General features: G+C 35.4%; 14 protein-coding genes. 5 read left to right on the top strand and 9 right to left on the bottom strand.

Annotated elements, in window-relative coordinates:
- Positions 1–88: 88 nt before the first annotated feature.
- Entirely contained in the window at positions 89–775 is a 687-nt protein-coding gene (locus MKX96_RS17330; protein WP_340885785.1) for a TVP38/TMEM64 family protein, read from the top strand.
- Between the two features lie 338 nt (positions 776–1,113).
- On the opposite strand, the gene MKX96_RS17335 is transcribed toward MKX96_RS17330, so the two are convergent.
- Positions 1,114–1,602, bottom strand: a complete 489-nt coding sequence (locus MKX96_RS17335) for an SMI1/KNR4 family protein (RefSeq protein ID WP_340885788.1) — start codon at positions 1,600–1,602, stop codon at positions 1,114–1,116.
- A gap of 25 nt (positions 1,603–1,627) precedes the next feature.
- Positions 1,628–2,743: a hypothetical protein gene (locus MKX96_RS17340; protein WP_340885791.1), complete on the bottom strand. Its 1,116-nt coding sequence runs from the start codon at positions 2,741–2,743 to the stop codon at positions 1,628–1,630.
- A gap of 193 nt (positions 2,744–2,936) precedes the next feature.
- Between MKX96_RS17340 and MKX96_RS17345 the strand changes: the two genes are divergently transcribed.
- Together MKX96_RS17345 and MKX96_RS17350 are read left to right on the top strand one after the other, a co-directional pair.
- Complete coding sequence (locus MKX96_RS17345) at positions 2,937–3,674, top strand: metallophosphoesterase family protein (RefSeq protein ID WP_340885793.1); 738 nt, start codon at positions 2,937–2,939, stop codon at positions 3,672–3,674.
- A 195-nt stretch (positions 3,675–3,869) separates the two neighbouring features.
- Positions 3,870–4,907, top strand: coding sequence for a PTS transporter subunit IIC (locus tag MKX96_RS17350; protein WP_340885795.1), 1,038 nt, complete (start codon positions 3,870–3,872; stop codon positions 4,905–4,907).
- A 91-nt stretch (positions 4,908–4,998) separates the two neighbouring features.
- Here MKX96_RS17350 and MKX96_RS17355 read toward each other — a convergent pair whose 3' ends face one another.
- The 4 genes from MKX96_RS17355 to MKX96_RS17370 are packed head-to-tail and all read right to left on the bottom strand — an operon-like array spanning position 4,999 to position 11,457.
- Positions 4,999–8,118, bottom strand: a complete 3,120-nt coding sequence (locus tag MKX96_RS17355) for a hypothetical protein (protein WP_340885797.1) — start codon at positions 8,116–8,118, stop codon at positions 4,999–5,001.
- Between the two features lie 5 nt (positions 8,119–8,123).
- The gene (locus MKX96_RS17360) at positions 8,124–9,545 is read right to left on the bottom strand and encodes a glycosyltransferase family 2 protein (RefSeq protein WP_340885799.1); all 1,422 of its coding nucleotides are present in this window, start codon (positions 9,543–9,545) and stop codon (positions 8,124–8,126) included.
- Entirely contained in the window at positions 9,545–10,594 is a 1,050-nt protein-coding gene (locus tag MKX96_RS17365; RefSeq protein WP_340885801.1) for a HEAT repeat domain-containing protein, read from the bottom strand. Before MKX96_RS17365 ends, MKX96_RS17360 begins: the two co-directional genes overlap by 1 nt.
- A complete protein-coding gene (locus MKX96_RS17370) occupies positions 10,585–11,457 on the bottom strand; it encodes a response regulator transcription factor (RefSeq protein ID WP_340885803.1) in 873 nt (290 codons plus the stop codon). Before MKX96_RS17370 ends, MKX96_RS17365 begins: the two co-directional genes overlap by 10 nt.
- A gap of 344 nt (positions 11,458–11,801) precedes the next feature.
- Between MKX96_RS17370 and MKX96_RS17375 the strand changes: the two genes are divergently transcribed.
- Positions 11,802–12,260, top strand: coding sequence for a hypothetical protein (locus MKX96_RS17375; protein WP_340885804.1), 459 nt, complete (start codon positions 11,802–11,804; stop codon positions 12,258–12,260).
- A gap of 245 nt (positions 12,261–12,505) precedes the next feature.
- Here the strand turns inward: MKX96_RS17375 and MKX96_RS17380 are convergent, their stop codons facing one another.
- Both MKX96_RS17380 and MKX96_RS17385 read right to left on the bottom strand, forming a co-directional pair.
- A complete protein-coding gene (locus tag MKX96_RS17380; RefSeq protein ID WP_340885806.1) occupies positions 12,506–13,360 on the bottom strand; it encodes an effector binding domain-containing protein in 855 nt (284 codons plus the stop codon).
- Positions 13,361–13,803: 443 nt separating this feature from the next.
- Positions 13,804–14,301, bottom strand: a complete 498-nt coding sequence (locus MKX96_RS17385) for a flavin reductase family protein (protein WP_340885809.1) — start codon at positions 14,299–14,301, stop codon at positions 13,804–13,806.
- A gap of 136 nt (positions 14,302–14,437) precedes the next feature.
- On the opposite strand from MKX96_RS17385, the gene MKX96_RS17390 reads away from it, so the two are divergent.
- A complete protein-coding gene (locus MKX96_RS17390) occupies positions 14,438–14,764 on the top strand; it encodes a general stress protein (protein ID WP_169359058.1) in 327 nt (108 codons plus the stop codon).
- Positions 14,765–14,867: 103 nt separating this feature from the next.
- On the opposite strand, the gene MKX96_RS17395 is transcribed toward MKX96_RS17390, so the two are convergent.
- Positions 14,868–16,066, bottom strand: a 1,199-nt coding sequence (locus MKX96_RS17395) for an IS1182 family transposase (RefSeq protein WP_340885810.1), incomplete at its 5' end; no start/stop codon positions are given.

Consider the following 16,066-nt stretch of genomic DNA (forward strand, 5'->3'; position numbering starts at 1 on the left):
GATGCATCAAAGTGTTGAGAATAGGCAAAGAATGATACCATGAAAGAATAAAATATCAGCACTTCGAGTTAGAAAGAACAGGTGAGTTATGAAAAAAAAGAAAACTACTCTTTCCCAAAAGCAATGGATCTTAATCGGTGGATTTCTGTTCCTTATATTTTTTTTCTTAATAAACCAAGACCTAATTAGTATCCTTTTAGATGGAGATGTAGATAAAGCCAAAGCATTTCTTGATAAAAATATTGCTTATGCATTGTTTTTTATGGCATTGGTCATGGTGATACAAAACTCTTTTACTGTTTTTCCGCTAATTTTAGTAATTACTATAAATATTGCATTGTTTGGTTTTGTAAATGGTTTTTTATGGAGCTGGTTTACTAGTGTTTTTGCTTCTATTATCGTCTTTTACGGAGTTCGCTACATATTCCAAAGCATGATTATTCATAAGTTTGATGCGAAAATAATCGAAAAAGTAGATGCAAACGGCTTTGCTTACGTATTCCAAGCAAGACTCTTTCCTTTCGTCCCAACTAGCCTCGTAAATATTTTAGGTGGACTTAGTACGATACGGATTTTGCCTTTTACAGTTGCTACTACTATTGGTAACTTCATATACTTTTTTATCCTTGCATTAATCCCAGCTGGCATCTTATCCTCTGATTTAGATGAATATTTGATTCTAAGCATTATTTTTGTGACTATTGCTCTTTATTACGTTATAAAACTCATCAAACATAAACGTAAGCCTATTTCGGATTCTGAAAATGTGAAATAACTTAGGCACCAATATATATGCATCACTTGAGGATGGTCCGTCCTAATTCCTGAGACCGTCCTCTTATTTATTTTCCTTGCGCTGCAATAGAAACTGCCATATTACAAAGCCGAAGCAAAAATGGCTCTCCTGTGAGATATCATCGCAACCGATAGAAAGATAATGCCACGCAGTAAAGCAAGTTAATCATTAATCCTGTTTTAAGTAGTCATATACATCTTTAGAGGAAATATCTAAGTAAGAGGAGATTTCTCTAATTTTCTCGCCTTCTTTTTTCATGTTCCTGACTTTGTCCTTCATAGTACTTTCATAGTCCACAATAAATTCAAACAATGGATTTAATAAAGACTCCCATAATAATCTGCATAACCATTATTATCGACTACTATTTTCTTTAACATAAATTCAAAATCTTTTTTACCGATTATTTTTTTATCTTTTTTCTCTAATAAATTGGTTACCTCTTTTAGATTATTTGTGAAGGAGCTCATTGAGTTAGACAGGTAGCTGCCTGCTCCCCAGCTTCCCAAGCCATGAAGTAGTATTGATACAGGATAGCCTTCTTCATTTAGATCTACAATGATAGGGTCTCCACAGGATGTATCAAAGGCTATCACGACCCAGCTTCTTTTCCAGGATCCTTCTTCATCAGTTATAAGAGAGTTTCCTTCTGAGTCTACACTGTAGCCCAACTGGAATTTGTTTAATTGATCAAAAGAGAAGATATCTATACTTACATATTCTTCAATCTTTCGAAGCACAATATTAATTTGTTGCAAACTTTCTTTGAATTCCTCTTTTTGCTGAGTTGAGTTAAACATGAACATTAGATTGTCCTCCATTTTATAACTTTTAAACCGTGGAAATATACATATTCCAATAGGCTTCAAGTTGCTTTTCCTGGAAGATGGTTAAGCTACTCATGCTAAGTATTTCTTCTTTTAAGACCTGAACCTTGTCTTGCTGCTTTATATTATAAAAGCTCTTACCAAGTTCAACTCGTAATCTATTTTTTACCGATAAATTGCCAAAAGGATCGAAATAAGAGTCAATCCTAGATTTATCTTTTACACCTGTATAGGTAAAGCGTTGGTAGTAGTTTAACCCCTTCTCTAACTCAATATATCTTTTAATAGCTTCGGTATCAGTGATTGTTCCCTTTAAAAGCTCTAGCTTAACTTCTAACAGCTTTACTTCACTTGTATAATCATGATCTCTTAACGTATCTAGATTTTCTTCTATCCACTTCATATCTATTTCATGATTAGCCTGCAAACCTAGTATATTAAAGGAACATACGGCGTAAGCGTCTTTAATTTCTTTGTGCTGACTAATTTCCTCATTAGTTGGATAACCAAATTTAGATGGCTGTATAATTTCCATGAAAGAGTTATTGGATAATATACTTTCAATATCTACCTTGTGTTTATGCTCAACTATTATTAATATAGTTTTTCCTGGATGACTCTCAGCAATTGACTTAATACTCATCGCCTGCATATATGTTCTATACTGAAATAATCGTCTCGCAAAATCTTTTTCCCCTGATGATTTCGTTTGTATCCATTCATTATTTTGTTTTATAACTTCTTTGCGTTCTGAGTAAAAGAAATCTTCCTTTAAATTTGAAAAGGAAGCGAATTTTTTGAAGGAGTTTTCTCCTCTAAAAAAGGCTGGCTGATCACTATCATTTATACCGTATGCTAATAGTTGATCATTCGAAGATGCATTCCAATCAAACGGAAAAATAGGTACGCCTTTTTGAACTGCATAAGGTAGTATTATTTCTTTTTGCTCGTAAGTATATTCCTGTAAATCCATACGTGCATATTTTTCAGGGGTACTTTGAATCCCTATTAAATCTGGATTTACTCTATCAAAAAATGCGCGATAAACGGCAGGTTGACACTCTCTAGAAACAAGCTGATAAGCATGATTTACTCCTAATATGATTAAATTAGATTTCAATGAGCCATACCTCCTTCACATTACATTACTTAAATATTCAGTAAATTTTTGGAATATACTTATTCTAACATGTTTTCTTTAACTATTTTGATTCAATTTAATTTATTTTTTATCCATGTAAAATTTCCTTTCTCACCCATTTGGTATAATCAAAAAGAAGCAAATAACTAATGATATATAGGAGATAATAGCTATGAAACTTGCCATCATTACAGACATTCATGGAAATGAGCTTGCATTGAAAGCAGTATTACATGATATCGATACGAAACAAGACATTGATGAGATTTGGTGCCTTGGTGATATGATTGCCATGGGTCCTGATACGAATGAAGTACTAGATTTATTATTTTCTCGACCAGATACCCAAATGATTACAGGCAACCATGATGAAGCCATACTTTCGCTCAAAAAAGGGGAGGGTCATCCGGAAAGCTACAGCCATACGTTCGAACATCATTTATGGATTGCTAATCATTTAAGTCAGAAAAATGTTGAAAGACTTACAAGCCTCCCACGTGTACTGGAAAAAAATTTAAATGGTATTCGTATACTCGGCATCCATTATCATATTGAAGAAGATAAAAGATCTGCTCATATTAAGGACAAACCTTTTCATAGTATCTTAGAAGGCACTTTAGAAAATATGGAGAAAATGTATTCTACCTATCCCGCAGATATTATCTGCTTTGGTCACCATCATCCACAGCATCTTTTTTCAAATGAAAAACAAATTTTCTTAAACCCTGGTGCTCTGGGGGTATCAAAAGATACTACAGCTCCTTATGCAATTATAGATGTTTCCTCTAACGAACCATCTATATTAATCCATCATGTAAAATATGATAAAAAAGCCTTTCTGAAAAAGTTTGAGGAATTAGAGGTTCCCCAAAGAGAAATTCTATTTAAATTGTTTTACGTGAATCAATAAATATTAACTATATGGATACATCTTAATCTCCTGAACTTCTGTTTAGGGGATTTTTTTATATCATTTTATTATTAAGAAATAATAATAAAATGATATACTTTTGTTATATATCACTTTAAAGCAATAAAGTGTATTGACCCTATTCTGAATAGTTTTTATAATTAACATCAATCTGTAAGGATGGAGGAAAGAGAAATGAAAGAATTTATGAGTAAATTACTCACTGGGATGAGTATTGGAATTGTTGTAGCTCTCATACCAAATGCTTTACTTGGAGAGATATTAAAACTATTAATACCACATTTTCCGTTTTTACAGCCATTATTTGATATAACCGTTTACTTAATGAGTATGCTTTCTATTTTAATCGGGATTATGGTAGGTATTACTTTTAAACTAACTCCTATTCAGACAGCTAGCGTTGGGTTAGCAGCAATGGTCGGTAGTGGGGCAGTCATGAAAACTGCTGACGGTCTTTTTGCATTGAATGGGATCGGGGTTGTTCTTAATACAGGAGTGACGGCAGCTTTAGCAGTATTATTTGTGACAATGATTGGAGATAAACTAAAAGCCTATGCAATTCTTCTCATACCAACACTTACTATTATGATACCAGGAATGGTCGGTTATCTTTTATTGCCATTCATGAAGAAGTCTACTGGCTTGTTAGGAGAAGGAATTGCTTATTTGACTACCTTACAGCCGGTATTGATGGGCGCAGTAATCGCTGTTGCATTCTGTCTAATTATTTTGTCGCCTATTTCGACGGTCGGTGTTGCGACTGTGATCATGCTCTCTGGAGTCGGCTCAGGTGCAGCCAACTTAGGGATAGTGGCAACCGGGGTCGGATTGGCAATTGCAAGCTACAAAGCTAATAATTTAGGGACTGCATTAGCACATGTACTTGGTTCCCCTAAAATCCAAATGCGTAATTTTTTTATGAAGCCAAAAATTGTTTTTCCGATGGTTATTAGTGCCGCCATATTGGGAGGATTAGCAGGTGTCTTAAATATACAGGGTACTCCCATGAGTGCAGGCTTTGGCCTATCTGGTCTTGTAGGCCCACTAAATTATATTAACCTAGCTGAAGGCGGTTGGAACCTTAAGAATATAACTATTATGCTTAGTACCTTTCTTGTTCTTCCGATTGCATTAAATGTAGGATTGATATACTTATTCTCACGTAAACTTAAAATGATTAAAGCTCAGGATTACAAGCTTGATTTTGAATAAGTTAGTTGCCGATAAAAAAAGAGACTGGGATCACTAGTTAAAAAATTGAAAGACGTGAAATCAGCTACTTGATTTCACGTCTTTACTTAATTTATTTATATCGACCAAATAGATCTTGTACGATGGTATAAGACTCTTTTAAGCGCTCCTCGTATTCAGGTAGATCCCACTTATCCCAAGTATAGCTATTTAGCTTTGGTAAAACACTTGCTTCCATGGAAGGTAACGTATCCTGAAGAATGTCTTCCTCATTCAGTAACAAGGCACCTACAAATATTTCATCCACAAACTTGCTTGCCTCTATTCCATCCTTGTATAAATCCCCCATGAACTCTTTTTGACTAGGGTCTTTGGCACGTAGTAATAGCCAAGGAATTCTAAGCTCGATTTTACCATCGGCTATGTAATAATCCGCTAGTGAATTATAATCACTAGCATCTGGATTTCCATTTCCCCGTTTTAGCTTTCCTGCTTCATAGGATTCAAAGGGAAGCGTTGTTTTTTGTTGGGGCAAATATAGTTCCTTATTTAAGGCATATTGCTCTTTTACAAATTTCCCGCTATCCAATGAAGGAGTTGTCGGCTTTGGCTTTAGTAAGTTTAATACATGACCATATTGATAGGAGAAAAAGTCGTAATATTGATCGACCAGTAAACGAGATTCACTTTCCTTTAAATTTACAATAAAGTCTATCCCGTTCATAAAAGAAATATTAGGCAAGCCCTCAAGCTTAGTATTTCCTTGATTCGGAACGACATCTAGAAGAATCATAGGGTATCCTGTAAATGACGTATCATAATCTAATCTTATATATAAATATCTTTCATCATGATCTACATATAAAGATCGCATACTTCCGTCTTTCTTTTCATAGATAGGCTTCCCCTTCCATTCCTCTGTTTTTCCATCGACTCTAATCTTATGGCGATCAAAGCTCAAAAGACCAAACTGTTGCTCATTTGTCTGTGCATTAGACCAATAAGGGCGTCTATCTGGATTATCATAGTCCACGGTATTCCACGTACGCTTAAACCATTCATCTTGCCAGGTGAAAACTAAGCCTCCTAAGAGCTTTTCTGCCATAATATCTTCAAATAGACGGCTAATAATTTTGCCCTGCTCCTCTTCAGAATGAAAACCCTGATTCCAACCAAATGGATTTTTATGCGTTAGCCCCCTAGAGCCTGGCACTCCAAATTCGGCAATTAGTATTGGCATACGATGCACCTCGTGTAGCTCCTTTAAGTAAGCAGCATAGCTATTAAATTCACCACGGTGATCTACAAATTTTTGATAGGACTCCTCATAATTAAAGAAGTCAGGATAATAGGGGTAGACATGGTAGGAAGCGAATTGCTCAGTTAGCTTCATTTCATTTTTTGTATAGATGACGTTAGGATCTACACCTACCAGATCCTCCTGTTCAGCTGGCTCTGCGGGATGCTCTAAAATATCCGTTGTCACCCAGTTGGTAAAGCTCATAGGTCTTACCCAGTTATAGCTCTCTTTTTCATACGTAACGATAGTATCCATTTGCTCTGCCAACCAATATTCAAAGGGCCTTGCTCCCTTCGTCTCAAAATATGTACCGTCATACTCTCCTATGGAGCTGTGCTTTTCATTTGTATTCAGTACCATGTAAGGGTACCATTCAATGCCTAGAACCCACCCTGCGATATACTCAGACACATCAGCATTGTAAACACCGGAAGCATGCCCTGGCCTCTCTTTGACTATTTTGTTTCCATGGATAACATCGACAATTGTCTTCATTTCCGTTTGAAAATCTTTTAAATTTTCTTCCTCAAAAGCGTCTAATGATTCCTCCAGCTTTTCTTCATTGATCCAAACGCCATGAAGTACATAAATCTTATTTTCATGTTCTTCGTTATAGCGTTTCAAGGCATTATAAAAGCCGGGAGGATGTAATGTATATACGCGCACCATGTTAGCGTGCATATCACCTATTTGTTTGAACCAGCGATAATATTCTTCCTCTGTAATAGCTGCTTCTCCAGGAAAGTAGCCTGGTTTTCCCATGCCGATGTTTACCCCTTTAATGGTTAAGGGCTTCCACTGGTCATTCTCATACACTTCAAATGTTTCACCTTTTACTCTCGCGTTATAGCCCAAGCCATCTTCCATGTCGGTCCCCTCACTTGTACGGAAGTCTTCCAATATTACCTTCATCATAGGAACATACGTAGACCAGTAAAAAGCATTATCAGCAAATCTCTCAGCAAATTTATAGATGTTTGCAAGCCCCTTCAGCTGATAAAAAGCAGGAACCTTTGCTACATCATTGAAGTCACCTGCAAAATAATAACTAGATGAATTTGATTGTTCTCTTGCCAAAACTGCAGCAAATTCTGTTGGGATTGAATACTCCTCAAGTAAACTCTTACCTGCTGCTGTTAAATCCCATTGATAATTAGCTAAAACCTCAGTTCCCTCTTGCGGCACTACTATGTCAAACCAATATTTGTAATCCGTACTTTTCTCGAGATCAAATTTGGCTTTTCCATCCTTCGTAAAGGATACTTGAATTCCTTTTTCACCAAAATGCTGATCACTCTCCAAAACAATGACATCATTTTGGTCGTTTACTAACACAAATCCTTCTCCGACGTAGCTCCAATCTTCTACAGAGGCAATCACCCAATTTGGAATCTCTTCATTGCTAGTTGGGTCCAAATCTTCAAAATATCTTCCTGTCCAGCCAGTCCACTGGAGTCCTAAATAATTTTCCACACTTTCTCTAACTGGAGGTTCAGTAGGAAAGGCAAAAGTATTAAATTCTGCGATTAACAAGCTTTTATCTCGATCATTTAATCTCTTTAGAATATTGTTCCACTCTACTTGCTCCAGTCCACCATAAGCTTCACTACTACCCTCATGAACACCGTAAGTATCAGCCAAGTAAATTACATCATAATTCGAATAGTCATCAGGCAATGCCCGTATTTTTTCCTTATTATTTGGCATAAACCCAAAGTAATCGGATGATGCATCATATTCTTCATCACCATTCGAATATTTTAGATGATTGAGTAACCAAGTGAGTCCTAAATGCTCTCGGTAAGAATCATCTGGTACAGTCTTATCAATAATGGCTATACTCACCTTTTCATTTGGTTCTAAAAACCACAGTATAATTGGTAGAAGTAAAATACAGAGGATAGCAATACAAACTAAATAAAATCGTTTCATCTCCACTATCCTTTCTGCGATAAGCCTTTACGCTGCATAGTTCCCCATACGTTTTTACCCAGTATAAAATGGAGCAACCCTTCACATCTCCAAAATAACGTTAAAGGCTTGTACCAAAAAATTTCCGAAAGGGATACTACGATTAACCTAAACACATCCCGAACTTTCGGGAATGCATTTGTACTCCATGCTTCTAATAATATGGATAACGCTGAAAAGATGGCTCCATAAACAACAAATAATAGCGCAAGAAGTATAGCAATCTCGTAATAGATATCTCCTAAAAAGAAGGCAATAATAATATAAATATATCCTCCCAATTCAATAACAGGTCCCAAGCATTCTACAATCCAGAAGTAAGGAAAAGAAATCATACCGATTCCTCCGTACTTTGGATTAAGGGTCATTTTTCTATGTTTCCATAAGCTTGTTATTAACCCCTGGTGCCATCTTCTTCTTTGCTTCCTTAATGTTGATAGGTCTTGTGGAGCCTCCGTCCAGCAAACGGGATCAGGCACAAATTCAATACGTTTCTTTGATTTTTTTTCCTTAAGTAGGCGGTGAAGTTTAACGACCAGCTCCATATCTTCTCCAATATTATGCTTGGAATACCCACCTGCCTCTATCACCCATTGCTTGGAGAAAACACTAAAGGCACCAGATATAATTAGTACTAAGTTAAATTTACTAAGTGCAATTCTTCCCATAAGAAAAGCTCTTAAATATTCTACAACCTGCATAACAACTAAGAAGTTATTCGATAGACCAGTTTTAAATATAGATCCTAATTGAATATCTGATCCGTTTGCTATTCGAATATTACCACCCGTTGCGATAACTTCACCGTTAGATAAAATAATAGGCTTCATCACCCGAAGCAAAGAAGTCTCTTCAAGGATAGAATCTCCATCAATGGAGCAAAAGTAAGGGTATCTCGAGACATTAATGCCTGCATTTAATGCGTCAGCCTTTCCTCCATTTTTTTTATTTACTAACAACAAGTTAGGGTGAATGTCTGACTGATAAATATCTAATATAGGCTCTGTTGATAACTGATCTCGTATAATTTTTGTTATTCTTTTCATTTTAAATTGGTCAATGATCCTCTGTTGTGTAGAATCAGTAGACCCGTCATTAACAACGATTAACTCTGTTTGTGGGTATCGCAGACTTAAAAGAGAATGGATACTATCAATCACACCTGCTTCTTCGTTGTAAGCTGGGACAATAATCGAGACTGGCTTTGAATAAATCACATCTATATAATCATCGTCTAATTCATCCTTATCCAGTTTGGATTGCTTTTTTAGCTGATGGAAAGCCATGAAAAGCATAATACTATACGTTAAAATAACGATGACCATATAAAACAATATGATTCCGGCAAAAAACAAAAGTATATAATCTAAAATATTGGCTAAGCCCATTATGGTTTAAGTCCTTTCCCTAGTGCCTCATTGGCCATATCAATTGCATACCGATCACTTGAATGCTCTATATACTCTTCCAGGCTAGTCCTTCCCCTTTTATCCTTCATCATTGTTTTGGCAGCCTGAGAGCGGACCCACCACGACTCATCCTCTAAAAGTATTTCTAAATGAGGGAGCGTATAAGAAAGTGGTAAAAGCTGAAACAATTTAGCTATCATTAGCCTTTCCTCCCAAACTGGAGATTTCACAAAAGCTAAATAATTTTCTGGATTATTAATAAATCCAATCTCATAAATCGCCCTAAGGGATTTTATCCGAATCTCAATATCCTCTTGCTGTAGTTGTACTTCTAGATGAGGCAAATACTCTATATCTCTTTTAAGCCCCAAGGTATCAATTAAGGCATAGCGACATGTTTTAGGTAAATCCACAATTTTATCGGTTAAGGTATCCAAAAGCTCAGGTGGGAGATTTAAAAGTAGTTTTTTATACTCATATTCTGATAGTTGAACATTACTGATCAGGATATGCTGTAAAAATAAATTTTTATTAAATAGCGAGTAGATTTTCAAAAGCTGAAAGTATTCTTCTCTTGAGATTTTCTTTCTCCCGAGCTTTTCACAATCTTTTTCCAGGGAGTCAATCTTAAAATCTTCAATATGAAACATAGCATTCATTCGTTTACTCCAGCTTTTACTTTGCAGAAGCTTCAAATAGTAGTCCTTTAAGTATTCATTAGAAAATTGACTAATTTTTTCTTGAATGGATTCGTTTGAGAGATTCTTTAAGTAGGTCGAAAATATTTCTTCTATACCTATTATCTCTTCTCTACTTTTAGGAATGACCTCCGGATTAAAGGGTACCCCTTCTATTAAGAAACGACGCCAATTCTCTTCATGCTTGCTGACATAAGATGCTATTTTCGCTTTTATCTTTACCTCTTTGACTCTCTTTATAATTAAGTAAAGACCGATAGAAACCAGTAACAATGTTAATAGACAGATCAGTAGGAGGACAAATTTAATGGAAATTTGAATCATAGCCATAACCTTTCAAAAGTCCTTCTTATCTGTGCCTCAAAAAGTCTAATATTAAATGGTTTTATCAAATACTCATCTACCCCTATTTCGTAGGCATAGAGCATGTCCTCCTCCGATTTTTTCTTAGTCATCATGTAAGTTATAAAGCGTTGTTCATTAGGGAGCTGTTTAACCATATGCAAAACTTCTAGACCATTTTTTCTAGGTAAAATATCGTTCATAATGATGATATGTGTATGGCTAGAACGATACCAATTAGATTCTAAAAAATCGTACCCATCAGAGAAAGCTTTTATCTCTAATTCGAACATATCAACATTCATATTTTCCATGGAAGAGCTTAGTACATTCCGAAATATTTCATTTTCCTCAAGAATACTAACCTTAATTTTTTCTACATCTTTTTCTTTAAATTGTGGTATGTATGATACTTCAAAGGGACTTCCAGTACTAATGACCTCATCTAAAGCTCTGTTTCCAACCTCTAATAATTCCTCAAACTCTACGCGATTATTCCCTATCTCTATAATAATTGCCGATAGAGTCAAAGAAGAGACAATGTTAGAGTCTGCAAACAACCTATTAAGAAAGGCTTGCGCTTCCTCCTCCCCACTTTGGGATAGTATGATACACCATTTATGAGGCTCCTTAAGTTCAAAAAGAAAATCAGTTTTTCTAATTTGGTTCCCTAAATAGGATGTTAAATCCTCTTGCTTGAATTCTAATTTCTTAAAAGAGGCTGATAAAAAAACAGCAGTAATTGTCATACGAGAGCGAACAACATTTGCTTTTAAAACGTTAAAAAAATCTTTTATTTGCGCGAATGCTTGTTTAGAGTCATACTCTCCGTTATGTATAGTTAAGCTCAATTTAATCCCCCTAACTTTTTCCATTATTTTATTTTTGTTTACAAATAATATAATTTTACCATTTATATACCCAATTTATAGAAGATTAGACAATTTAAAATTTTCAATTGAGTAATTTCTCACAAATGTTATTTAATGATTATACCTAGTAGTTCAAAAGACCTCGAAAAATTTACCATTGATACAGTTTGTGGGGTCTTTTTTATGGTCTATGTTTAAGACTATGGTGGATATTCATGAAGTTGTTTTGTTTGTAAAATGTTACACTTTAACGAACGTAAGTAGGTTAGTTTAAGGAGAAATCGAATACTTTAAGACGGGGTACTCTAGGCAGGTGGGAAAATATGCTGGATGAATTAAGAAAGTTATTTAAGAAGGATGAACAAAATAAGCTTGGTAACAAGTACATTCTAATTACAAAAAGTGAGATAAACAAAGAGTTAAAAAGAAACATAATTGAATTAGAAAAGCTAGGAGAAGAATGTGGTAAAGTTCTCCAGAAAAAGTATGAAAATGTATTCAAAATTCAGGGAAAACCCAATCTAAGAATTTGGATTTGCAGGGATATTGATGGCGATGAAGTAAAATGCTTAAATTCCGAAAAATGTCTAGAAAAAGAGTATCGATCTCAAATAGCGATAGATTATGATAGTCCAAAATTTGAGGATGATTTTTATGCAGATACAATTCAATTGTGGTATTACTTTGGTGGTTATTCTGAAGGTTCAGGTACACTATATGATTTATCAAAAAATGACCTGGAAACAGATATTGAGGAAGCCTTAAAAAATGTACTTAAATGATTGATTAACAAGTATAACCGTTGAGAAGTGAAAAAACATCAATTTACCACTCCTTTTGTTTACGAAGTATCAAGTGACTGGGGAATAGAGATTTTGGAATATATGAACCCAAAAAACATGTACGAATCCAAAGATAAACTAATTGAACTGTATAGTTGTTGGGTCGGAGAAGAAAGTATATCTAGCCTCCATTCAAAAATCCCACTAGTCGTTTTGGCGTCGACGAATGGGACATCTATTTCAAATTATTTTAATGGAATCCAAATTTCTGAATAGCAATCTGGACTGAATGGATCATCTTCTGTATACCTTTCGAACTCTGGAGTTCCTGCATGTTGATATCCGTTAGCAGGGAACCATTCAGTGAAAATTTGTTTCCAAACTTTTGTCATTGCATCAGGCATTGGACCATGTACTTCAAAAACACCCCATTTAGAAGCTGGAAGTTCAATTACTTCAAATCCTTCTTTAACGTCACCTGCATATTCTGTAGCAACCCAATAGTCAATTTTCTCATGTGGTTTTTCTACACAAATACCAAGCATTCCTTTAATTTGTCCATTATTAATTTGTACTAGCTTGTCAGTAGTGCCATCACCATTTAATTCATCCCACATTTTAGGGATTCCGATTAAATTGCCCTCGTTCTCAAGTAAAAATTCTTTTTTTATACCTATTGCTTGGAAACCTTCACGTTCTACGATTTGATATTTCATTGGTTCTGCCCCTTTCAATCTCACCTCTATCACAAGGCGGTTATATGATTTGATCTTGCCAATATTTTTTCTAGCGTCACTTGGTGAAACCTCATGCTGACGCCTAAAGGCTTTTGAAAAAGCCTCGGGAGTATCATAGCCGTACTTAAATGCAAGGTCGATAATCTTACTGTCTGTTCTTTTTAACTCGTCTGCTGCCAAAGTCAATCTTCTACGTCGAATATATTCACCTACTGTGGTTTCTGTTAATAATCCAAATGCTCGTTGAAAGTTGAATGCAGAAGAGCTTGCTTCATTTGCAATGTCCTCTATCGAAATTTCTTCTAATAAATTCTCTTCTATATAGTTAATTGCTTTTTGTAACGATTCTAACCAAGTTGACATGCTATTTCCTCCTTAATTAAATAGTAAATTTATTTCACTTTAAATACCTGTCTTTCAATGCTCTGTTCTGTCAGAATTTATTTCTATAAATAATTTTATCTTTTAATTCACCAAAATAAAGGGGCATCCTAAAAGTTATAGGGAAGTAAAACTCTTAAGTAATGTAGAATAAGAATCTACTAGCGTGCTGTTTTGGCAGGAATCTCACAAAGACAGTAATATGCAGCGTTCGAAATCCTTCGATCATGCGATGGTGAGAATTCGATGGGGGGCGTTTAATGAGTGGAATAGAAGAATCGGTAAAAAAGATGCACTTAAAGTAATGGGTGCTTTAGTAAAAACCAATATTAAAATAAAATGAGTCAGGAGAAAATATCCTAACTCATTCTTTATGTGTATTTTAAATCCATCTTTACCTTTAACATATCCTAGCCACCGAATACTTAATTATAAAACTCTTTAGGAATAGCCCCGACAAAGCGACGGTGGTATAGCAAAGGATTTTTTTCCTCATTCTTTATATCCGTGACTTCTCCTATTAATATAGTATGATCGCCAGCTTCTACTTGTTTAAATAATGTACATTCTAAAACAGAAAGACTATTTGCTAATATCGGCTGATTTAATTCGGATGCTCGCCATTCACAGCCAGAAAAACGATCTTCTACTCGGCTGGCGAACAAATTACAAAGGTCACTTTGATCCTCTGCTAATATGTTCACTACAAACTTGTCCGCTTTTAAAAACTCTTCATATAAGAACGCTTTTTTATCAATAGACCAGAGAACAAGTAATGGATCCAAAGAGACAGAGGCAAAGGAGTTAACAGTCATTCCCATCGGTTTACCTTGTTGATCTAAAGCAGTTACCACGGTTACTCCTGTCGGGTAATTTCCCATTGCAGCCTTAAAACTTTCTATTCGTTTTGATTGGTTTTCCATCCGGCAACTTCCATTCTATTTTTCTTTCATCATAACAAATACCATTTATTGTTTCACATAATACGTTTTGTATTTAGTTTAAATTTATTCAGGACGGGTAAAGTATGAAGGAGAACAAATACTGGAGGGATTTTATATGACAGTCAAATTAACTGTAGAAAATGCCGTACAGGCTAAGCAAGAAATCGAACGATTAGAAACTCAAGGGTACCATAAAGACCATATTCATATTTTTGCACATTCAAAAGATCGTGCAGACGACGTAAATGACGCATTAGATACTTCTGATGTTGGAGTGAAGGAGATGGGATTCCTTCAATCAATGAAGAATATGTTCTCTTCACGTGGAGATGAACTACGAGCTAAAATGAGCGGTGCAGGATTAACCACTCAAGAAGCAGAAGCTGCAGAAAAAGAATTAGATCAAGGTAAACTAGTAATTATTGCTCATGATCCTAAATAAGAAGTAGAAGAGGCTGGGACATAAATAGGTTCTAAGCTAGTTTTAAAGGGTGAGTCGTCAAAAACGACTCGCCCTTTTCTAATTCTTATAGAAAGTAGAGGGCTTACAGCCCTCTTAATGAATATTTCCTTAAGTTTGTGGCCATTAATGCGAGGCCGATTTCATTTTTCACTTTGGTTTTTCCACGAACAGAAAATCGTGTAAAACCTAAATTAGCTTTCAGAAATCCAAAAACTGGCTCCACGTCAGTTTTACGTTGACGATAGATAGCTGCTGTTTTTTCTTCTGAAAGCTTTTGTTGTACATATGCTTTTTGTTGTTCCCATTTCGTATTTACTGCGAGTTTACGATTCGTTCCTTCACCGGCTTTCGTACACAAACTACGAAACGGACAATCTGTACAATCTTCACATTCATACACTTTAAAGTGGCGCACGAACCCAGTAGAATCTTTACGTGTTGAATGGTGAAGGAATGATAACGTTTGATTGTTTGGACGGGTATACGTATCGGCTTCTTCATCATAAGACCAATTACTCGTTTTAAAAGGATCAACCTTATATTTTTTCTGCTGTTCTTTTCGATACATACCGTATGTAATTAAGGGCTTACGTTTTCTCTTAGATATAATATCCTCATAATTGGGTTCACTGCCGTATCCGGCATCTGCTACGATATGCTTTGGTAATTTAAAATATTGTTCTTCAATTACATCTAAAAAAGGTGAAAGTGTTTTTGTATCAGTTGGATTAGGGAATACATCATAAGCTAAAGTAAACTGGTTTTCTGTTGCTATTTGTATATTATATCCAGCCTTCAATTGTCCATTCTGCATATAGTCATCTTTCATGCGCATGAATGTGGCGTCTTGATCAGTTTTAGAATAGCTATTTCGTGTACCCAGTATCTCTAAATCTTGTTCATACTTTTGTTTGCGTTTCATCCAATCATCTACTTGTTTCAATAATTGCTTTGGTGTTTTACGTTCAGCTCGAAGTCGTTTTCGTTCAATGACATCATCAGAGGTAGTAATTTTTGTAGTGTAGTCATCGACTACATCCTCAAGTGTTACTGCAACTTCTCCAAGTTCTTTTACAGAAAGCTGTTCCATGCTTTCACGCTCAATTGCTGGTATAACCTGTTCTTCGAGTAGTTGTTCATATACTTGATTCGATTTTTCGACTAAGTTGGCGTGATGCTTTTCAATCGACTTTTTCCAAACGAATGTGAATTTATTTGCGTTTGCTTCAAGCTTTGTGCCATCAATAAAAATCGCTTGTTGGTCAATCAGCTTCTCCTCAA

Origin of the sequence: Psychrobacillus sp. FSL W7-1493 (genome assembly GCF_038004905.1) — a bacterium.
GTDB lineage: Bacteria > Bacillota > Bacilli > Bacillales_A > Planococcaceae > Psychrobacillus.

Bases quoted from the DNA above. Each gene is read 5' to 3' on its own strand.
- MKX96_RS17375 (WP_340885804.1), top strand. From the start codon at position 11,802: ATGCTGGATGAATTAAGAAAGTTATTTAAGAAGGATGAACAAAATAAG.
- MKX96_RS17360 (WP_340885799.1), bottom strand. From the start codon at position 9,545: ATGGGCTTAGCCAATATTTTAGATTATATACTTTTGTTTTTTGCCGGA.
- MKX96_RS17380 (WP_340885806.1), bottom strand. From the start codon at position 13,360: ATGTCAACTTGGTTAGAATCGTTACAAAAAGCAATTAACTATATAGAA.
- MKX96_RS17365 (WP_340885801.1), bottom strand. From the start codon at position 10,594: ATGGCTATGATTCAAATTTCCATTAAATTTGTCCTCCTACTGATCTGT.
- MKX96_RS17390 (WP_169359058.1), top strand. From the start codon at position 14,438: ATGACAGTCAAATTAACTGTAGAAAATGCCGTACAGGCTAAGCAAGAA.
- MKX96_RS17345 (WP_340885793.1), top strand. From the start codon at position 2,937: ATGAAACTTGCCATCATTACAGACATTCATGGAAATGAGCTTGCATTG.
- MKX96_RS17330 (WP_340885785.1), top strand. From the start codon at position 89: ATGAAAAAAAAGAAAACTACTCTTTCCCAAAAGCAATGGATCTTAATC.
- MKX96_RS17335 (WP_340885788.1), bottom strand. From the start codon at position 1,602: ATGTTCATGTTTAACTCAACTCAGCAAAAAGAGGAATTCAAAGAAAGT.
- MKX96_RS17385 (WP_340885809.1), bottom strand. From the start codon at position 14,301: ATGGAAAACCAATCAAAACGAATAGAAAGTTTTAAGGCTGCAATGGGA.
- MKX96_RS17355 (WP_340885797.1), bottom strand. From the start codon at position 8,118: ATGAAACGATTTTATTTAGTTTGTATTGCTATCCTCTGTATTTTACTT.
- MKX96_RS17350 (WP_340885795.1), top strand. From the start codon at position 3,870: ATGAAAGAATTTATGAGTAAATTACTCACTGGGATGAGTATTGGAATT.